This window comes from Candidatus Litorirhabdus singularis, from assembly GCF_026262625.1.
Lineage (GTDB): Bacteria > Pseudomonadota > Gammaproteobacteria > Pseudomonadales > Halieaceae > Litorirhabdus > Litorirhabdus singularis.
Window position 1 is genome coordinate 102,030 of record NZ_SHNN01000004.1, and the last position, 18,440, is coordinate 120,469.

Below are 18,440 nucleotides of genomic sequence, written 5' to 3' on the forward strand. Positions count from 1 at the left end.
CATGTTTAGTTTCCAATCCAAAATGGTTGCCGCCCGGGCCAGGCGCGTCGGTATACCCTTTTTGGGATTCCCGGTAGAAGTCAGATTGCTCGTTTGGTGCGTGATGCTATTGGTGCCAATTAGCGCGGGGGCTTCGCAGAGTGATCGGGGTACATCGGACCTCACGGTGCAAGCTGCTGTAGTTGTTGCTCTTGAGGACAATCCTAGCTTAGCCGCCATGCAGATGCGTTATGAAGCGATGCAGGAAGTGCCTAGTCAGGTGGGCACCCTGCCAGACCCGATGGTTAACCTCAACGCGATGAACTTTCCGACCGACAGCTTTGATCGGGACCAGGAGGGTATGACGCAGCTCCAGTTCGGTTTCAGCCAGGTATTTCCGTTTCCCGGAAAGCTGGATCTCAAGGAAGAAGCCGCGACATTCGAGGCAGTCGCTGCTGGATATTCGGTCGACGAAATGCGCGTGCGTCTCGCCAACTCAGTAAAAACGACGTGGTGGCAGATCTACTACCTTGACCGAGCGCTTGAAACACTCGAGAAAAACAAGGAACTCCTGCGGCAATTTATCTCGGTAGCGAAGACCAAGTATGAAACCGGCAAGGGTCTACAGCAGGATATTTTGCTCGCACAATTAGAGCTGTCTAAGTTGATGGATCAGGGTATCAAACTCGTGGCTCTGAGAAAGCACCAGGCCATCAAGCTTAATACGCTCATGGACAGACCGGCTAGCGACCAGATTTCTCTTGTTGCACCCCAATACCGAGGAATGCCAGACATTCTGAGCGAAGCAGCGCTGTTCGAGCTTGCCGACGATGCGCGACCAAAGCTAAAAGAAAGGGAAATACAAGTCGAGGCCGCCCGCTCACGTTTAGCACTGGCCGAGAGGGACAGGTATCCAGACTTCAAGCTCGGGGTAATGTACGGCGAAAGGACCGGGGACAACCCGCCTTTCATGGGAGGCTCTCGCGCAGACCTTTTCTCTGTCATGGTCGGAGCCAAAATACCGCTCTACGCGGGCCGCAGGCAATCGCGAGCGATCTCTCAGAAAAACGCTGAACTGGCTAGAAATCAGTACGCACTTATTGACGAAAAGGGCGTGGTGAGAGCCGCCATTGCCGGTGCTGCAACGGATTACCAAAGATCGCGAGAGCAATATGAGTTGTTCGCGAAAGGAATTATTCCTCAGGCCGAGCAGACGGTTCAGTCAATGCTTGCCGCCTATCAGGTCAGCGAAGTCGACTTTCTCAATCTGGTACGAAGCCAAATGACATTGTTTAACTACGAGCTTTTGTACTGGAAATCAGTCAGTGAAGCCAGGCAGGCGCTTGCGCGTCTGGAAGCCGCAGTAGGAAAGGGATCTATCTATGAATAAGACAACCGCAATTGTAGGGGTCATGATGCTTGGGGTCGGTCTCGCGGCAGGGTACTTCCTCTCCCAGGGGAAAAGCCAAGGCCAGCCGGTGGCTGCCGGGAACGTGGAAGAACCTCTGTATTACCGTAACCCCATGAATCCAAACGTGACATCGCCGGTACCAGCGAAGGATTCGATGGGTATGGATTACATCCCGGTCTATGCGGAACAAGAGAAACCAAAGGCCGAACGCGAAATACTCTACTACAGAAACCCCATGAATCCATCTGTGACCTCTCCCACACCGATGAAGGACTCGATGGGCATGGATTACGTGCCCGTCTATGCCGAAGGGGAGAGCAGCGATGTTGTCGGGACGGTCAGTATTGATCCTGTGATCGTCCAGAACATTGGGGTAAGAACGGCTACTGCAAAGTCCGAATCGATAAGCCGAACCCTCCGCACCGTTGGCCGCGTAGATTTTGATGAAGAACGTATGGCACGGCTTCACCCCAAAGTCCAGGGATGGATCGAAGAACTGCGGGTCGATAAAACCGGGGAAACCGTCACGAAGGACGACATACTGCTCAGTATCTATTCACCCCAGCTGGTGTCCACTCAGCAGGAGTATCTGCTTGCTTTGAACAATCTCAAAGCGCTAGGTGAGAGCCCGATTGAGGAAATCCGTCAGGGGGCTAAGGATCTCGCGAGGAGCTCCCGTGAACGACTTCAGTTCCTGGATGTGCCCGAGCATCAGATTCGCGAGCTCGAACAGACCAGAGAAGTAAAGAAGACGATACATATCCATTCACCAGTCGATGGGACCGTGCTGCGTATCGGGGCGCGCCAAGGCCAGCATGTGAGCCCTCAGACGGAGCTGTATATGCTCGCGGATCTCAGGCGGGTATGGGTACTAGCGGATATTTACGAAAACGAAATTCCATGGGTGAACGTTGGCGATGAGGTCGAAATGACCCTCACGTCCGTGCCGGGGAAGACCTTCAGAGGCGAGGTTGCCTACATCTATCCCTATTCCGAAGCCAAGACCAGAACCACCAAAGTTAGACTGGTGTTTGATAACACCGACCTGTTGCTACGCCCGGACATGTTCTCAGAAGTCAGAATACTGTCCGATACCCGCGAGGAATCTGTTGTCGTACCCTCAGAAGCCGTAGTTCGATCAGGAGGAAGTCCGCAGATATTTGTTGTAAGAGAGCCCGGAAAATTTGAACCCAGAACAGTCAGGCTTGGCGTTGAATCAGACGGTCGCATTGAAGTGATTGATGGCGTAAGCGCTGGTGAGGAAGTGGTCACATCCGCGCAATTCCTCGTTGATTCTGAGTCCAAATTGCGCGAAGCCACCGCGAAGATGATGGAAGCGCTCAAGGCCGGTGACGCTAACACACAAAGCGACCACTCTGATCATACTGGCATGTCTCATGAAATGGATATGGAGACAGAACACCAGATGGACGAGGATATACACGGGGGCATGAATCATGATTAAGGCGATCATCAATGCCTCGCTTCGCGACCGATTCATGGTTCTCGTAGCTACGTTTATTATTGGGGCGGTCGGCATATTTGCCTACAAGAATGTGCCTCTTGATGCGATTCCAGACCTGTCGGATGTTCAGGTCATCATATTCACCGAATATCCCGGTCAGTCCCCGCAGGTTGTAGAGGACCAGGTCACCTACCCGCTGACGACCTCGATGCTCGCGGTCCCTGATACCAAGGTTGTGCGTGGCTATTCGTTTTTTGGCCTGTCGTTTGTCTACATCATTTTTGAAGATGGAACGGATATGTATTGGGCACGCTCCCGCGTGCTGGAATCTCTCAACTATGTCAGTGGCCGATTACCTAAAGGCGTAACACCCACGCTGGGTCCCGACGCTACGGGCGTGGGCTGGGTTTATGAATACGCATTGGTCGATAGAACCGGTAAACACGACCTCTCTGAGCTTCGATCTTTGCAGGATTGGTATTTGCGCTACCCGTTGCAGACGGTCAATGGCGTATCAGAAGTGGCCTCTGTAGGCGGGTATGTCAAACAGTACCAGGTCGAGGTCGATCCGAATGCCTTGCTTCGCTATAACATCCCGCTCGAAAAAGTCCGAATGGCGATCAAGACGTCCAACAAAGACGTGGGGGGTCGATTAGTGGAAATGGCTGAGACCGAGTACATGGTGCGCGGCCTTGGGTATATCCAGTCCATAGAGGACCTTAACGCGATACCGGTTTCCGTGGATCAGAATGGCACCCCAATCCGCTTGCGAGATGTTGCCCACGTCCAGATCGGTCCCGAGCTGCGGCGCGGGCTTGTCGATCTGAATGGCGAGGGCGAGGTCGCGGGCGGCGTTGTCATTATGCGCTTTGGTGAGAACGCACTGGCAACGATTCAAGCAGTGCGGGAAAAGCTAGAGGAGCTCAAAGCAGGACTTCCCGACGGTGTTGAGATCGTCCCGGTCTATGATCGTGGCGACCTGATTGAACGCGCAGTCAAAAGCCTGAATACCTCCCTCATGCAGGAACTGGTGATCGTAAGCATTGTGGTCATTCTGTTCCTGCTGCATGCCCGTTCCGCATTCGTGGTCATTATCACATTGCCGCTGGGTGTATTGATGGCGTTCATTGTCATGCGTCTGCAGGGCCTGAATGCCAATATCATGTCGCTGGGCGGTATCGCCATCACGATCGGGACCATGGTGGACGGGGCGATTGTCATGGTCGAGAACGCCCACAGCCGACTTGCGATAGCGCGCGATGCCAAGAGTAGTGAGCTTACGATAGATGAACGCTGGAGGACGATCGGTGAATCCTGCCAGGAGGTTGGCCCTGCGCTGTTTTTCTCGCTTTTAGTTATTACCGTATCGTTCTTGCCGATTTTCACTATGCAGGCACAAGAGGGTAGGCTTTTTAGCCCCCTGGCATTCACGGCGACCTATGCAATGGCAGCCTCCGCGATACTAGCTATCACGCTGGTACCGGTAATGATGGGCTACTTCCTGCGAGGCAAAATCATTGCGGAACACAAGAACCCGCTAAATCGAGCGCTTCATGCGCTTCACCGGCCGGTTCTGAAAACGGCGATGCGCTGGCGCGTCGTAACCGTCGTGTGCGCCCTGGCGCTCCTTGGGGCAACGTATTACCCCTACTCAAAGCTGGGGAGTGAGTTTATGCCACCGTTGGATGAGGGCGATATTCTCTATATGCCGACCACCTTCCCCGGTATTTCCATTACCAAAGCCAAAGAGCTTTTACAGCAAACAGATAAGATCCTCACGACATTCCCGGAAGTCCATCACGTGTTTGGCAAAGTGGGGCGAGCAGAAACGGCGACAGATTCTGCGCCGCTGGCGATGATTGAAACCACGGTTCGATTGAGGCCAAAAGATGAGTGGCCAGATCCAGGAAAGACGACGAAAGAACTGATGAGCGAGATGGATGCCGCGATTCAATTTCCAGGTCTAGCAAACGCGTGGACTATGCCGATAAAAACCCGAATCGATATGCTTTCCACCGGCATCAAAACGCCTATCGGCATAAAGGTATCGGGCCCGGACCTCAACGTCCTGCAGGAGGTCTCGCAGGATATCGAGCAGGCCATGAAAACACTTCCCGAAACGACATCGGCCTTCGGTGACCGCGCTGTAGGAGGGTATTACCTGGATTTCGATATCCACCGAGAAAGTGCGGCGCGCTATGGGCTGACCGTCGGCGCGGTGCAAGACGTGATTCAAAGCGCCATCGGCGGTATGAACATTACCGAAACGGTCGAAGGCCTTGAGCGATATCCAGTAAATCTGCGCTATCCGAGAGAACTGAGGGATGACATGGAGACGCTCAAGCGCGTACTCATACCCACCCCAACAGGGGCCCAAGTACCCCTCTCTCTCGTGGCTGACATCAGCTACACAAGGGGGCCGCCAGTCATAAAAAGCGAGGATGCAAGGCCCAATGCCTGGATATATGTCGATATATCTACCTCGGATATTGGTGGTTTTGTCAGCAAGGCCAAAGGGGTAATCAATCAGCAGGTGAACGTCCCAGCTGGTTATACACTCACATGGTCAGGTCAGTTTGAATACATGGAAAGAGCGGCTAAACGGCTGAGTATCGTTGCGCCAGCGACGCTCTTTATCATCTTTTTGCTACTGTACTTCAATTTCAGAAATGTCATCGAACCTGTAGTTGTGATGATGTCGATCCCTTTTGGGCTGATAGGAGGCATATGGCTCATCTACTTTAATGACTACAACATGTCTGTTGCCGTGGCGGTCGGGTTCATCGCGCTCGCTGGAATGGCGGCGGAGATTGGCGTTCTGGTGTTGAGCTTTATCGATACAGAAATTGCCCTACGCAGAAAAGAAAGCAGTAGGCGTCTCACATTGGAAGAGGTCAGAGACGCAGTACTGAGCGCTACTTCAAAGCGCGTCAGACCAGTGGCCATGACGGCAATTTCTACCATGGCTGGCCTGATACCGATTATGCTGAGTAGCGGTACCGGATCAGATGTTACGCACCGAATTGCCGCTCCCATGTTAGGCGGCATGCTAACAGTCATGATACTCAATCTTCTGGTGCTGCCGGTGATCTATAGCTTCGTTCTACAATTCCAGGAAACGCGGCGGGTTATTGTCGATCAATCCGAGCCGGAGTCAGAAGATGGTGTCGTAGGAGCAGCGCCATGATAGCCGCCATGCTGCTCGCATTTGGACTGGTTTCGCTGACATTTCTATTTCACTACCGCGTGTTGCTTTGGCTCGGTTCAAGGGGTCCACGGCTCGGGCTATCGACGCAGGCCCTGGTGCTTGTAATCGTCGTGACGCTCTTCCTTGTCCACATCGCCGAGATTGGAATCTACGCCTTTACCTATGGTATGTCGGTGTCTTTTCTTGATTTGGGCGTTTTCGAGGGCGCGGCGGTAACAGACGCGATGAGCTTTCTCTACTACTCAGGCGTGATCTACACCACGCTTGGACTGGGAGACATCGAACCTCAGGGGCACATTCGTTTCATCACAGCCATGGAAGCCCTCAGCGGTTTTCTACTAATCACCTGGTCCGCATCATTCACATTTCTGGCAATGGGGCGTCTGTGGCCTTGGGAAAATCATTGCGCCACATCAATTCAGCATGTGGACGTAACATTGGTCACCGAGAAAGGAGAAAAACAATGATCTATCCGAAAAAATTTGCCGTAGCGAGCGCGGCAACAGCAGCATTTCTATGGATAGCTTGTAGCGCACTGGTCGCTATTTTGCCTGAAGCCATGTGGCAAATGACAGGTTACATGTTGCACATAGAAATCTCACAGATGAATTGGGCCATGAATTGGACGGGCTTTTGCATTGGATTGGTGAGCTGGAGTGTTGTCGCCGGAATTGCAGGTGGTGTGCTGGCAGCAATATATATCCGCCTTTGATATCTAGCAACTCTAGGGATCCTAGAAAACTGAAGTGTAGCGTCTCTTTCTGTTTGATGCAGAAGACAAATAACGCGTGAGCGAAATTGGTGAAAGTATGGGAAATAGAGCGGATTTACCCGATGATTATGTGCCTGCATTGGGATTCGACTGGCTGACATCAATCTATGATCCAGTTGTTCAGCTTACAACCAGGGACACGTTCGTAAAACGAACTCTGATTGAAAAGGCTGAATTTGGCGATGGAATGAAGGTGTTGGATATGGCATTCACGGCCAGGCGAGTCGCATCAATGAAATTTTTCTCGCGTGTATGTGACAGATCTAGGTAGCCAACTTGATGGCACCCTGAGCAATCGGTCACACGTCGGAAACTAGAGCTATAAAATCTGATAATGGTTGTTCTGCATTGTCAAAGAGGACACGGAAGTCGGACTCAGTGCTTTTAAACTCGGCTTCAATTCTTCGAAGTTTCTTCTTAGTGAAATAGTTAGTAGCAAACTTAGACCCTAAGGCGTCACTCAATAAGCTCTCTGAAGTCTTTAATCCTTTGATACAGGAGCTATGCAATTCTCTGAGCCTCTCAATATCCTCGCAGTAACTAACATCTTTCCCTGAAAGAATTGAAAGTGCGACCCGTACGGCAATACCTTTCCCCGTTTGCCTAAAGTTTTGGTCTGCGGCCAAAATTCCAAAAAAACGCCTTCCGAAGGCTGCCTGCTGGCCCTGGCTAGCTACAGTAATGAATTTGACGAATTCCACCGGAACGCAGGATATGGGACTCAAATTGGTAGTCAGATCGCAGGTGATCTGGAACCGTACTGTGCTGTCGCCGCTGGAGAATCCATCGATCGTGGTAAATTTTTGAGCGTTTACAGCGCTTGAGAGCTCCGCGAAGGCGTCTCTCGCCCTGCTGTGTGTAAGATTAGGTTCTCTAAGTAAGTATCGCAACGTTGACGTCTTTAGCACATACCGATGCTGCGCGATACGGTGCGACTTTTGTACGGTAACAATCACACACAGCAGAATACGCAGCTTAATCGATGAGCGTTTCAACCCGGGATATGCGATGAGAGAAATCGGCACTGGTACGCTACGCCCCAGTTCTTTTGTCGCCCTCTGCAGAAAATTTGCCTCGATTATTGATGGTGGGCCCTCCGTTTCAACCAAGGCACGTTCTGCTTCTTCAATGGGATATCTGGCTTCAACAGTGGCGGGAGGTTCAGCAATGGACTTAGATATAGATTCGGACTTTCTATCTAGGTGAGTGCCTTCCATGAAGTCTGGCTGCCACTCGCAATTCCCACGTAGTTTTGTGAGAACTGGCTTCGCGTCTGATTTCCAGGCTCTCTGAAGGTACTCCTTGTTCAGTATTTCCCAACTTCTTCCGGGACCTAGGCGACGACATTCGTCATATGCTGCCAGAATAAGGCGCTTCTCTGCAGCCTCTATAACGCTATTCTTTGTGCCAAATGGGAATTTGGCGAGTACCACTTTGTGCCATCCAGACGTTGCCATTTCCTCGCCGAAGCATAGAACGGTATTGGCTATAACTCGATTTAATTCCGAAGATCCAGAAATGTAAGCTACATTTTCGCCAGAAGATTTACCAATATAGGAGATGGTCTTAGATCCATTTACAGAGAAATATACCTCGTAGATATGAGGAAAAAGCGGCTCAAAGATTTCGTCTCTGATAATTGGCATGCCGGTAGTGTCTCCAACAAGATCTAGCCTGACTCTCTATTTAGGTGGCCCATCTTTTTCTATTTCAGAAAAATGAGCATTATAGCCCGTGGTGTTATAACGCTCAATTGCGGATATTCCTGATTTTTAACAGGAGGCCGTTTTTGTGGAAACCTATCTTAGAGTGATCGGACAAAATGTTAGGTCTACTAGAAAAGCGCAGGGTGTATCACAGGAGGCTCTGGCGGACATGGCGGGTATTGACCGTAGTCACATGGGTTTTATAGAGCGGGGTAAAAAAGACATTCGAATTAGCACGCTGGTTAAGGTAGCCGGAGCGCTTAATGTCGATCCAGCAAAGTTGTTCGAGTGCTAGCCACCATAAAAGTTAAGGTTCAGTGATATTGCCCACCTTTTCTATCGCTGGCTTCTGGACGCTTCCATGTGCGTAAAAAATTTCCGCGCTCTCTGTTCCTTGAATAATGAGAATCATCGCCCTGGGGGGAAGTTGAGATAGCCACTCGTTCCTATCTAGGGGGGAAGGTGAGGGAATGGGCTCCGGGTGAGTGTGCCACTCACCCAAATACGTAATCTCGCCTCCTGACTTTTCCCACCATTGGTCAGCAATTTTTTGATGATGACCTGCTGCTCGCGAGAAACTGTATTTCGTTGCTATGTCATGTTTGCCCGGGTAGGTGGCAGCCACGATCTCTATATGTGATCCTCGATACCGTCCTAATAATACTCCCCCCGCTTCATTCTGGTCTTGTCTTTGTGCATAGCTGTCGATGCTACTTCTCACGGCACCAGAGATTAGAAGAAGCCCACCATTGGTTAGGTGTGCCACTAGGTCTGGCAGCATGGACATTCCTTCAGGGGCTTGAGGTCAGCACTCTTTGTGTCGCAGGCTCTTGGATCGAGGGAAATATGCCTGAAGCGAGGGGCCGGTGAATTGTTAATCCAGTCAAGACTTTGAGCTTGAGCTAGGCCCGCCGCAGTTACCGATGCTTGCGTAGGAAATGGTAGAAAGCCTCCGATCCCGCAGGGCCTAGGTTGCCATGAAGGAATTTCTACTCCGTTTTTAAATAGCTGAAATCTTTCCCCAATTTTCCCTGTCGAGTCTCTAGTTTTTAGGCATGCATAACATGCAAGACCACTGCCTGGTTGATCGAGTAATGTTCTCGCCGCGAGACCACCCGCGTCAATCCAGCCATAGAGAACAGGTACCATGTATTCACTACGATGAGCCTCGTGGCAGAGTGACGTGGAAAAGGTAATTTCTCCAGTTGTGTCCACCACCAGGTCGTATTGTTTCGCGAAAGCCTCATACTCGCAGGGATCAACCTTGCTTGGAATCGCATGCACGCAGCCTCCCACAGGGGGGTTGTCATTCAGTTCGGTTGCTAGGGCAGTGGCCTTGTTCTGACCAAGGTATCTACTAGACAATAGATGCCGACCGAGATTTTCTGGATGAAGTTCATCTGCATCATACAGTGCGAGCGAACCACCACCCGTTCCGGCGCCGGCATGTTGAAGTAGCGAAGCTACATATCCGCCCAGTGTGCCACAACCGATCACGGCAATGTTTATTGTGGAAAGGTTTCGCTCGTAAACCAAATTTCTTGTGTAGACTGTGCTGGCTCGAACGTCCCTGACATTTAGTCGTTGAAATGTATCAGCGGACTCGTACTTCTGGAGGCTAGATAACAGTGAGACTTTTCGATGAAGTGGGACATCAAGCTTTTTCTGTCGTCCACGTCTACCAGGTCGGGTGCGTTTGAACTTTTCGCGTATCACTCTCCGGCTTCTATTTGATCTAAATGAAAGTAAGCCACCAAGAAACATGCCTTGAAGCTGAAAAATGAAGAAACAAGAGCTGCTAGTCGCTATATGTTCGAACGCCTGAGTGACCAGCCTCTGATAAGAAGCCTGATGGCCAGAAGCCTTTAGCCAGGCCGCGACATGAGTGAACTGCGTTGGCGGCCAATCTTTATCGGGTATTTCAATATCGGTTGGTAGCGAAACTATGACTGCGTGCCCCGTTCCTATCTGCTCGGCGTTCTGCCTTTTTCTTCTCCAATCTCGAGTTCCTGTGGCGTCATCAGCCACGATAATTTCGCCAAGCTTTGTTCCAGCAGGATCAAGATAGTGAAAATACTCGTATACAATGTTTTTAGAGGATTCAGCCGCTAAATAAACAAGTTCCTCATTATTTTGTTGCCAATAGGCTGGCAGTTCTCTTCTAAATTCCTGCTGTAAAAGTTCTGGCTTGGTCGCGTACTGATCCAGTAAATGATGTAATGATGCCAATACGAGCGTGATGTTACCCACAGGGTCGTATCTGTCGAACTCGGCCCCCTGATCATCCAGGTAGCATAGATGCTTGTCGGCAAATACGTGGGGTAAGCGAGTGGGAAGCGAATCGGGCTTTGAAAGCAGAATTACGTCGGGTTTCCGAACAAAAAACGGGTCGAAAATTTCTATTTGGATCGGAAAATCTAAGTCAGACTTACTAAGTACTCCGCCGTAAATGTGTTTAGAGATAGAAGCTGAGCGCCTGAAACCATTGGCAGCAAGCACAAAGTGGATGCTTTGAAGGCAGACCGTCTCGTCACTCATCAGCCAGATCTGTGTCCAGAACGCATGGTGCCGATTTCCGGTTCAGGCTGTGCATCGATAGGTGTTGATGTGACGACCGCTGCTGCAATCGCCCCCGCCAAAGAGACCCAATCTGGTCGCCGCGGAAAACGATCACCCCAGTATAGCCTGAAAATATCCACGACCTGGATTGGAGAGCTTGCTTGCTGAAGTGCACCCACCACATCAGTTGATAGTTGATTAGCGGCCCGAATAATTTCCGCGATTTGTTCGGGTGACACGTTGCGGGGAAATATGATTTCCTTTTCCGAGACGGGGTTGCGAACATCCACTGAGAGCTTCTCGGGCAGTGCTTTCACAACCTGAAGCAAAGCGTCGCTATCGGAGTAAAACTCTCTGTCAGAGTCTCTAAAGACTTCCCAAGTGCAGATCATCAGCGCTATTGAAGTCGGTCCACCACTAGGCCATGTATTGTCGCGCCAGGCTTTCAGGTAGCGACAGACGTTGGTAAGGCGCTCGCCAAACACGATCTGTTCATTCTCAAACCAGGCTTGAATCTGGATGGGATCGCTTTCCACCCAGTGCCCTGTGTCCCTGAGAGCGAGGTACACCTTTTCTCCGGCCAGCATTCGCCGAAGGCTAAGGTCATCCGATTCATTCAAAACGGACCTTTTCAGTGTAGAGCGGCCGGCGGCTTTCTGGAGGTCATCAAACTTCTCTACAGGTATGGCATAGAGAGGGACATCGATATGGATGTCATGCGATATCTCCAGTCGTGCGCATGTGTTCTTTTCTATGAAGCGCCACCCCTGCTCACGGGCGAGTTCTTTCAGGGCTTCGTCAACAATACTAAAAAATATTTCTTTATTGACGATAGGTCTATCTCGCATGGCCTCTAGGGGGAGGTAAACACCGTCGTCAAGATCTAGTTGCTGCGGTGGAATTTGAGCTGGTACATTTTGGGTTCCATAGGCAAAGGAGCCCTGAGGCCAGAACCTGGGCTCAATATTCTGGAATACCTGCCTATCTGTCTCCTCCATTCGGCACAAGTATTCATCGTTTGATTTTGCTCGGGTAAATGCGGATTTCAGTGTATTCCTTACTTTGGTCCTCGCGTCTTTCATAAGCGCGAGCTGGCTATCATCAACATCTAGTTCATTGATAAATCTATCGCTCTGAAAGCGCTTGACCAACAAATCACTAACGTCATACTTCGGCATGCATCTTCTCCTTTACGGCTCGTGTGGGCCCGTGATCGGCCGCACGGATGCGGTATGTTGGAATAGTTCGATAATTTCCTTGTCGTTCACGCGCTGGCCAGCTCTATTCCTGGCATGCCCGCGTAGTATTTCCGCTGCAGCATCAGAGCCGTTATCGAGTGATAGGAGATTGGCTTGCTGCTCGGTGGCTTCGCTGTCGATGATTTCTAGGCGGCTGTCGAGCAGCATGCGCGCCATATCAAAATGCAGCTGCTCGCCAATAGACATCGACAGACTTATTATGTCCTTACCAAATCCCCAGCCTTTATAGCCGAGATCGAGAGGCTTCTCGTGATTGACAGCCAGTCCCTGCCCCATGTTTCCGATACACAACCCTGATATTTGCTCCAACTGCGCACCACATGCTCTGCGAAGTTCGACTATTCCCATCAGGATTGGGTTGTTTGCGGCTAGCCCGCCGTCAACAAATCTATCTCCTTCGATGGAGTGGATAGGAAAGTACGTGGGTGCAGCACTGGTGGCCAGCGCGACATCAACCAGTGTTCTCGCGCCATCCTGGTAAAACATCGAATTGTGGGGCGTTTTGAATGCCCGCATTCGCCCCACTGTGTAGTTGATTGCAGGTATGAGCGCACAGCTGGCTAGATCTTTAACTTTCCGCTCGTCGAAAATATCCTCAAGCGCAGATTTAAGCGGACCCGCTTGATACTGAGCATTCCTGATTTGCCCCACATCTTTCTTTGAAAGGCCTAGCCGCCAAAATCTCTCGGTTGTGTGGTTGTCTGGAAATGGAGGGAAGATATTCTTACGATGCTTTTCGAATGTAGCCAAGATAGCCGAAGCGGGGATATGGGCAGCGAGCCCTAGCGCCAGAATGCCGCCAATCGAGGTTCCACAGATCATGTCGAAGCATGACGCGATAGGCACCTTAAATCGCGATTCGAGTTCGGCGAGAACCTGGGCTGTATACACGCCCCTGGCTCCTCCTCCACTCAAGGCTAGAACTTGATATTTTTGGTCCATTATTTTCCACGCAGCCTCTTTTTGGGCATTCCACATACTACATATGGGGGCTTTCCGTTCATATATCAACTATATACAGAAAATTAATGGCTCTTTAGAGTGCGGTTGCAGCACTGACCAGTTCGTGGCCGGTGTTTTTCATTGAACATGGTACTATATGGTAGGTATGATACCGTACCAAACCGTATGCACCGAGAGCCTGAACATGAGAAATATCTCCAGCGAAAAACGCGAAGCTATCACCCAGGCAGCTGACCGGCTGGTCAGCGAGGGGAGGGAGCAACCCACGAATGATGACGTTCGTACTGCAATGGGAGGGGGGTCTATTGCAGACATCTCTCCAGTAATGCGTGAATGGCGTGAAAGTCGGAGCAGCATTTCGGCCAGAGTAGAGATGCCAGATGCGGCCAAAAAGGCCGGTGACAAATTCGTTGGCCAGCTCTGGTTGACACTTAATCAGCTCACGAGCGGTGCCGTCGAAAATACTCGTCAAGAATGTGAGGAGAGAATAAAGGTGTACGAGGCTGAAAAGGATGAGGCCTTCAGCGAAATTGAACTTCTTGAGAGCAAAATTTCCTCGCTTGAAGACTCATTGAGCGGTATTCAGCAAAACTTCGATGACGCAAGTGGTGAGGTACGGGATCTTCTCGATAAAGTGAGGTCTCTGGATGTGGAGCGCGAAAAAGCAATCACACAGGCTAATGCCGTACGAGAGGCGCTGGAGGATAGCCAGGCCCAGTTGAAAGAAGCCCGTGCCTCGAACTCAAAGCTCCAGGACAAGTTAATTTCTCTCGTCGAGGATGCGGAAAAGAAAACTTGAAGCGAAGATTCAGCGGGGCGTAGAGTTACTTATGTAAGAAGCCAGACCCTACCTGATATCTAGTCAGGCTTCGTCGCCTCATATTTGTGCCAGTACAGCCGTTTGGTAAAGCAAGTGAAGCGGCGGTGAAGTCGTTCACTTGCACATCTTCTTAGCTGTCTACGGTAGGTTTCCTAGTACAAAATCCTGTAGTAGCCTTTTTACTCGTTGCTCAGCCATTCTACTGCTTAGCTGCCCAAAACAGAGGGCACTAATTCTACGCAGGTTATGCCTGCTCGCGCCCCTCTTCACTTCAATGCTCCAGTCAGAATTGGCATCGGACACCATGGTAATTTGGTGAATTTTCTTATTGTGACTGCTACTCCACTGGAAGCCATTCGCCAGCAGTTTTTCATTCCAATTTAGGCGGACTTCCAGCTGCTCTACTGCATGACGAAGGTCCGTGACAGATTGAAATCGTTTGTTTGGATCAAGATTCAAACAACGATTAATCAGGGTTCTAATTGGGCGGGTAACAAAGCGCCTGTAGCTTTTCCTATCTGGGTACTTGCCAGACAGTACGAGTTTCTGCAACTCTGCGGAAGGCACCGGTGGCAGAAAAGCATCTCCATTGACTAAGCGGTACAGTGTGACCCCGCAGGCATAGATTTCCCCTAGTTCGGAATAAGGATTGCCAATATGCACTTCCGGAGGTACGTGGAGTGTATAAACATAGCCCTTCATTCCGAAGGCGGCTGGATCAACACCCGCGGGAATTGAAAGTCCAAAATCGGATAGCTTTCCCTCGCCAGTTGTTCCGATAAGAATGTTCGCAGGCTTAATGTCACGGTGAAGTATTGACTGCGAATGAGAGTATTCCAGCCCTCTGAGTACATCGATCATTATTCGCTTTGCGCGTGAGAGATCTACATAACCACCTTTCGCTTCATCTTCGAGGCTACCTTTCGGCAAATACTCCATAGCAACATATAGGCGACCATCATCCATTGTTCCGGCTTCTTCGACTTTAACAACATTTGCATGCTCTGCTGCCTTAAGCACCTGGGCCTCGTGGAAAAAATTCTGGGTGTTTACGACTTTCTCTGGAGGAATTAGCTTTACTGCTCGCTCTGTTTGCAAGCCAGTGTCTATAGCCAACCACACCTCTCCGAAATACCCCGCGCCCAACCTTTTCTTGAAGTCAAATCCAACTGCCATCAGAGAAGTTCACTCCATGCGGATAGAATGGCGTCTTTCTCTTTATCACCATAATCTGAAAAATTTGGAATCATGCTGGTGTCCAGCTCGGTTTTTAGCAATTTAGCCTTTCCTTTTAGTCCAAGGTCTTTTGCAAGCGTGGAACCCATCTTTTTGTAGACGGCCTTAAGACCAACATTTGCTGCGGCTATGTATGCCGTCGCCTCATTCTCTACCCGTTCCTCGAACGTATTTCCCTTTGAGCGCCCCTCAAATCGTTTTATCGTGACTATGGAAATCCCTTCGTGCCTAGCAAATATTCCGTCAATTTCTTGAACGAGCCATTTAAGAGTCTGTGATCTATGGAATCCTTTTGGGCATACTACAGTGCTCAGTTCAACAATGTTAGGACTTGCTTTTGTCGAGTCCATGACGGCAAACGTGTAGTCCGAGTTACTAAATCGCAGGCCTAGTGAAATCCGTTTCTTTGCCATTTCGACTCCTGGATTGAAAATGAAGAGTTAAGTATATTGACCAAGCTCGCTGAAAAATTGGATTCTAATAATACTGCGTCAGCATGCTTGCATGATCTTGGGCATTTCGTCTAAACGCAGATAAATATCGTAACTCTACTATTTCTCTTTGTTAGGTTTGATAGGGATTAACTCGCCTGTATCAGTATCTATTTCCGTATGATACTTTACTCTAAGTTCAGAGCGTAATAGATCGTTGAATCGGTACATCTCAGTTAGGCTGACAATCAGTTTCTTCTCGTTATCCTTGAGCTCCACCGGTTCGAGTTCTGCCAGACGTTCTTTTAGTTGGCTGTTTTTCTCGGATGCGCTGTGAAGTCGGGCCTCGAGAGAAGCGATTTTATCATTGGCCGCCTGCTCTTCAAGTTCAGACTTCCTTGTTGCCTCTGCGTCTTCGATTTCGCCTCGAATGTCCTCGTAAGCGCTCTTTCGAAAGAGCGTGTGACTTACGCCAGCTTTTTTCGCGACTGTGTTCTTATTGATCTTCGCATGGGGCTGATTTTTAAGCTCGCAAAGAGCTTTTTTGAGTAAATCTTTTGCAGTCAGGTCTGAACTCATGACGTAGTCTCCACTATGAGTGGGTTGCTATCCGTCAAAATGATCGAAGCGGCCTTGCTGGTGTTTTTCCAGCTTTGAGCGAGTAATTCGAAATCGGCTTGTTTGCTAGCCGGTAACTCGTAATATACAGCGAGTTTTCTATCAGCAAAACCTTTCATGGCTCGCCAATGAACACGCTGACGCTCAGTAACGACATAGTTAGGACAGTAAACGCAGCCACTAGGTATCCCTACATTTTTTAACTTACAATCGGAGCCGCCAGTGCAGTAGCCATGGGGTAATCCGCGTATATCACGAATATTCTGTACCAGAAAGTTAGCGTAGGCGTTTAAGTCTTTGAAGTGTATTTGTTTGATTGTGCGACCGGTGCTGCTGGCTTCTGTTGCTTTGACCGAGAATACGAGTTCCTTTGCACCTTTGTTAAGTATTTCGCCACCAGCGCCCTTCAAGACACCTTCGGAGGCCTCCTGTGCAATCTCTTGTGCAATATTATCGACGAGCAACTCTTGAAAGTCTTCGAATAGGCCTATTAGTTCATCTGCGGTTTCATAGCCACGCGCTGTATAAACCAACGTCATAGAGCTGGCCAGATGTTTGTACTGATGTTTGATGTCATCCAAATCACCGAGTCGATTAGCAATAATAAACCAGGCGAAAGTATGGCGGAACATATGTGAAGTGATGTTGAACTCGCTGCCAGCGCTATACTTATCGCCGCGTTTGTTCCCGCGTGTGGATTTGTAGTTACAGCCTAGGGACTCAAGTTGATCGATGTCTTGTGTGGTCAATGTAAATCGTAAATGATGTAACGAAAACTTGGAGGCTTTTGACGGATCGTTTGATTCACTACCCAGTCTAGCCTCTGTAAAGTTAATGGATGTAAGGTTGTCTGCAACTCCAAAGAGAAGCTTACGCTTGAGCCCTTCTGTCAGTCGGTGCTTTAGCTCTGTAGGTAGTACGTCACTATGCTTTTCCAAGATAATTTCAGCCCTTTTATGCATTGCGAGAACGTAGCGCTCTAATAGCGTAACTGCATCGTAGGTATCCTGATTTGCTACCCATAGCATCACAACTTCGCTCTCGTCAGTTTTCGTGAGGGTGGCCTCAATGTAAAACCGCCCATCTTTCCTTTTGGCGCAGCCTATTTTGCAGGACAAAGCTTCTTCCTTACGCATTCCTGTGTAAGCCAATATGTATACCAGCACATAGAGTTTTAGGTTGTCGAATGCGAGATAGCCTTCTTTCAGTCTGCTGTTAAATTTCTCGCCTAGGCCTACCCTGACCAAACTAGAAGTGTTGCTTACGGGCTTGCATACTCGTGCTTGTGCAAGAGCTTCGATATAATGAGTATTAATGGAGTCCCATGCTTCGAACGCAGCGCTTGCCTCGTGCAAGCGCCTCTCACACTGAGCGATTACTTGTTTCAAAATGCTGGATGGGATGATGGGGTGGGATAAGACTACTTGCTTCCTGTTGAGATCAATGCCATGTCTCGCTATTTCATCCCAGAATATTTCACAGGTCCTTGGAGTCAGAAGACCGTAATTCAAGTGCTCTTGAAAAAACCTGAATTGGTGAGTGTAGATCTGATCCCCTTCTCCGAGCCTCAATACATCGCAAATAAAGTTAACAATATGGTTTCGGATAATCAGTTCAGGTAAAGTATTAAATTCAGCTAAGGATGCAATATCTTTGTCTTTTAAATAGCTTCCTAGTTTGATTGCGGGGGCAGCTTGTAGAGTGACGCTGTCAAATTTTTGTCCGTTTCCACCTTCATACAACCCAACGTTAGATGCTAGTAAAACAGCGGCTTTGATTTCATGTTTTGTTTGGATGGGAAGCCCTGAGAAGTCCACAGAGCGCTTTGCGTTCTCTCTCCATATATCGTCACCAAAACGGACGTCTCCGTGAAGAAAATGATTCAAACTAGTGACACTTGCAATAGGAACGGACTGTACTAGTTGATGGTCGATATCACTATAGGGAGTAATTGTCAGCAGCCCGGTCTCGTCTGGTTCTGCTATCTGCTCCATCAAGTCAATCAGATTCATT

16 protein-coding genes are annotated in these 18,440 nt (G+C 49.5%); 7 read left to right on the forward strand and 9 right to left on the reverse strand.

The genetic code is table 11. The annotated features are described in order from the left end of the window. Nucleotide 1 precedes the first annotated feature (1 nt). From EYC98_RS17735 to EYC98_RS17755, 5 genes are read left to right on the forward strand one after another with little or no spacing between them, the layout of a single operon-like run. Complete coding sequence (locus EYC98_RS17735; RefSeq protein ID WP_279246732.1) at nucleotides 2-1,369, forward strand: TolC family protein; 1,368 nt, start codon at nucleotides 2-4, stop codon at nucleotides 1,367-1,369. After that, nucleotides 1,362-2,855 carry an efflux RND transporter periplasmic adaptor subunit gene (locus EYC98_RS17740; protein WP_279246733.1) on the forward strand — a complete coding sequence of 498 codons (1,494 nt, stop codon included), beginning with the start codon at nucleotides 1,362-1,364 and terminating at the stop codon, nucleotides 2,853-2,855. The genes EYC98_RS17735 and EYC98_RS17740 overlap by 8 nt, the downstream gene beginning before the upstream one ends. Continuing rightward, the gene (locus tag EYC98_RS17745; RefSeq protein ID WP_279246734.1) at nucleotides 2,848-6,042 is read left to right on the forward strand and encodes an efflux RND transporter permease subunit; all 3,195 of its coding nucleotides are present in this window, start codon (nucleotides 2,848-2,850) and stop codon (nucleotides 6,040-6,042) included. Before EYC98_RS17740 ends, EYC98_RS17745 begins: the two co-directional genes overlap by 8 nt. After that, nucleotides 6,039-6,530, forward strand: a complete 492-nt coding sequence (locus EYC98_RS17750) for an ion channel (RefSeq protein WP_279246735.1) — start codon at nucleotides 6,039-6,041, stop codon at nucleotides 6,528-6,530. Before EYC98_RS17745 ends, EYC98_RS17750 begins: the two co-directional genes overlap by 4 nt. Then, nucleotides 6,527-6,775, forward strand: a complete 249-nt coding sequence (locus EYC98_RS17755; protein WP_279246736.1) for a DUF5676 family membrane protein — start codon at nucleotides 6,527-6,529, stop codon at nucleotides 6,773-6,775. Before EYC98_RS17750 ends, EYC98_RS17755 begins: the two co-directional genes overlap by 4 nt. A 359-nt stretch (nucleotides 6,776-7,134) precedes the next feature. On the opposite strand, the gene EYC98_RS17760 is transcribed toward EYC98_RS17755, so the two are convergent. After that, entirely contained in the window at nucleotides 7,135-8,481 is a 1,347-nt protein-coding gene (locus EYC98_RS17760) for a hypothetical protein (protein ID WP_279246737.1), read from the reverse strand. 145 nt (nucleotides 8,482-8,626) lie between these two features. On the opposite strand from EYC98_RS17760, the gene EYC98_RS17765 reads away from it, so the two are divergent. Further along, nucleotides 8,627-8,836: a helix-turn-helix domain-containing protein gene (locus EYC98_RS17765; RefSeq protein ID WP_279246738.1), complete on the forward strand. Its 210-nt coding sequence runs from the start codon at nucleotides 8,627-8,629 to the stop codon at nucleotides 8,834-8,836. 12 nt (nucleotides 8,837-8,848) lie between these two features. Here EYC98_RS17765 and EYC98_RS21815 read toward each other — a convergent pair whose 3' ends face one another. From EYC98_RS21815 to EYC98_RS17780, 4 genes are read right to left on the reverse strand one after another with little or no spacing between them, the layout of a single operon-like run. Then, complete coding sequence (locus EYC98_RS21815) at nucleotides 8,849-9,328, reverse strand: Mov34/MPN/PAD-1 family protein (RefSeq protein WP_420887196.1); 480 nt, start codon at nucleotides 9,326-9,328, stop codon at nucleotides 8,849-8,851. After that, a complete protein-coding gene (locus EYC98_RS17770; protein WP_279246739.1) occupies nucleotides 9,307-11,079 on the reverse strand; it encodes a ThiF family adenylyltransferase in 1,773 nt (590 codons plus the stop codon). The genes EYC98_RS21815 and EYC98_RS17770 overlap by 22 nt, the downstream gene beginning before the upstream one ends. Beyond that, nucleotides 11,079-12,278 carry a CBASS cGAMP synthase gene (locus EYC98_RS17775; protein ID WP_279246740.1) on the reverse strand — a complete coding sequence of 400 codons (1,200 nt, stop codon included), beginning with the start codon at nucleotides 12,276-12,278 and terminating at the stop codon, nucleotides 11,079-11,081. Before EYC98_RS17775 ends, EYC98_RS17770 begins: the two co-directional genes overlap by 1 nt. A 12-nt stretch (nucleotides 12,279-12,290) precedes the next feature. Then, entirely contained in the window at nucleotides 12,291-13,301 is a 1,011-nt protein-coding gene (locus tag EYC98_RS17780) for a CBASS cGAMP-activated phospholipase (protein ID WP_279246741.1), read from the reverse strand. A gap of 205 nt (nucleotides 13,302-13,506) precedes the next feature. Here EYC98_RS17780 and EYC98_RS17785 point away from each other — a divergent pair, with 205 nt between their 5' ends. Further along, the gene (locus tag EYC98_RS17785) at nucleotides 13,507-14,121 is read left to right on the forward strand and encodes a DNA-binding protein (protein ID WP_279246742.1); all 615 of its coding nucleotides are present in this window, start codon (nucleotides 13,507-13,509) and stop codon (nucleotides 14,119-14,121) included. A gap of 159 nt (nucleotides 14,122-14,280) precedes the next feature. On the opposite strand, the gene EYC98_RS17790 is transcribed toward EYC98_RS17785, so the two are convergent. From EYC98_RS17790 to EYC98_RS17805, 4 genes are all read right to left on the reverse strand, one after another. Continuing rightward, nucleotides 14,281-15,318 carry a serine/threonine-protein kinase gene (locus tag EYC98_RS17790; protein WP_279246743.1) on the reverse strand — a complete coding sequence of 346 codons (1,038 nt, stop codon included), beginning with the start codon at nucleotides 15,316-15,318 and terminating at the stop codon, nucleotides 14,281-14,283. Beyond that, nucleotides 15,318-15,791 (reverse strand): hypothetical protein, encoded by a 474-nt coding sequence (locus EYC98_RS17795; protein ID WP_279246744.1) that lies wholly within the window; start codon nucleotides 15,789-15,791, stop codon nucleotides 15,318-15,320. Before EYC98_RS17795 ends, EYC98_RS17790 begins: the two co-directional genes overlap by 1 nt. A 138-nt stretch (nucleotides 15,792-15,929) precedes the next feature. Beyond that, nucleotides 15,930-16,388 carry a hypothetical protein gene (locus EYC98_RS17800; RefSeq protein WP_279246745.1) on the reverse strand — a complete coding sequence of 153 codons (459 nt, stop codon included), beginning with the start codon at nucleotides 16,386-16,388 and terminating at the stop codon, nucleotides 15,930-15,932. Beyond that, nucleotides 16,385-18,439 (reverse strand): site-specific integrase, encoded by a 2,055-nt coding sequence (locus EYC98_RS17805; protein WP_279246746.1) that lies wholly within the window; start codon nucleotides 18,437-18,439, stop codon nucleotides 16,385-16,387. Before EYC98_RS17805 ends, EYC98_RS17800 begins: the two co-directional genes overlap by 4 nt. Nucleotide 18,440: the final 1 nt, after the last annotated feature.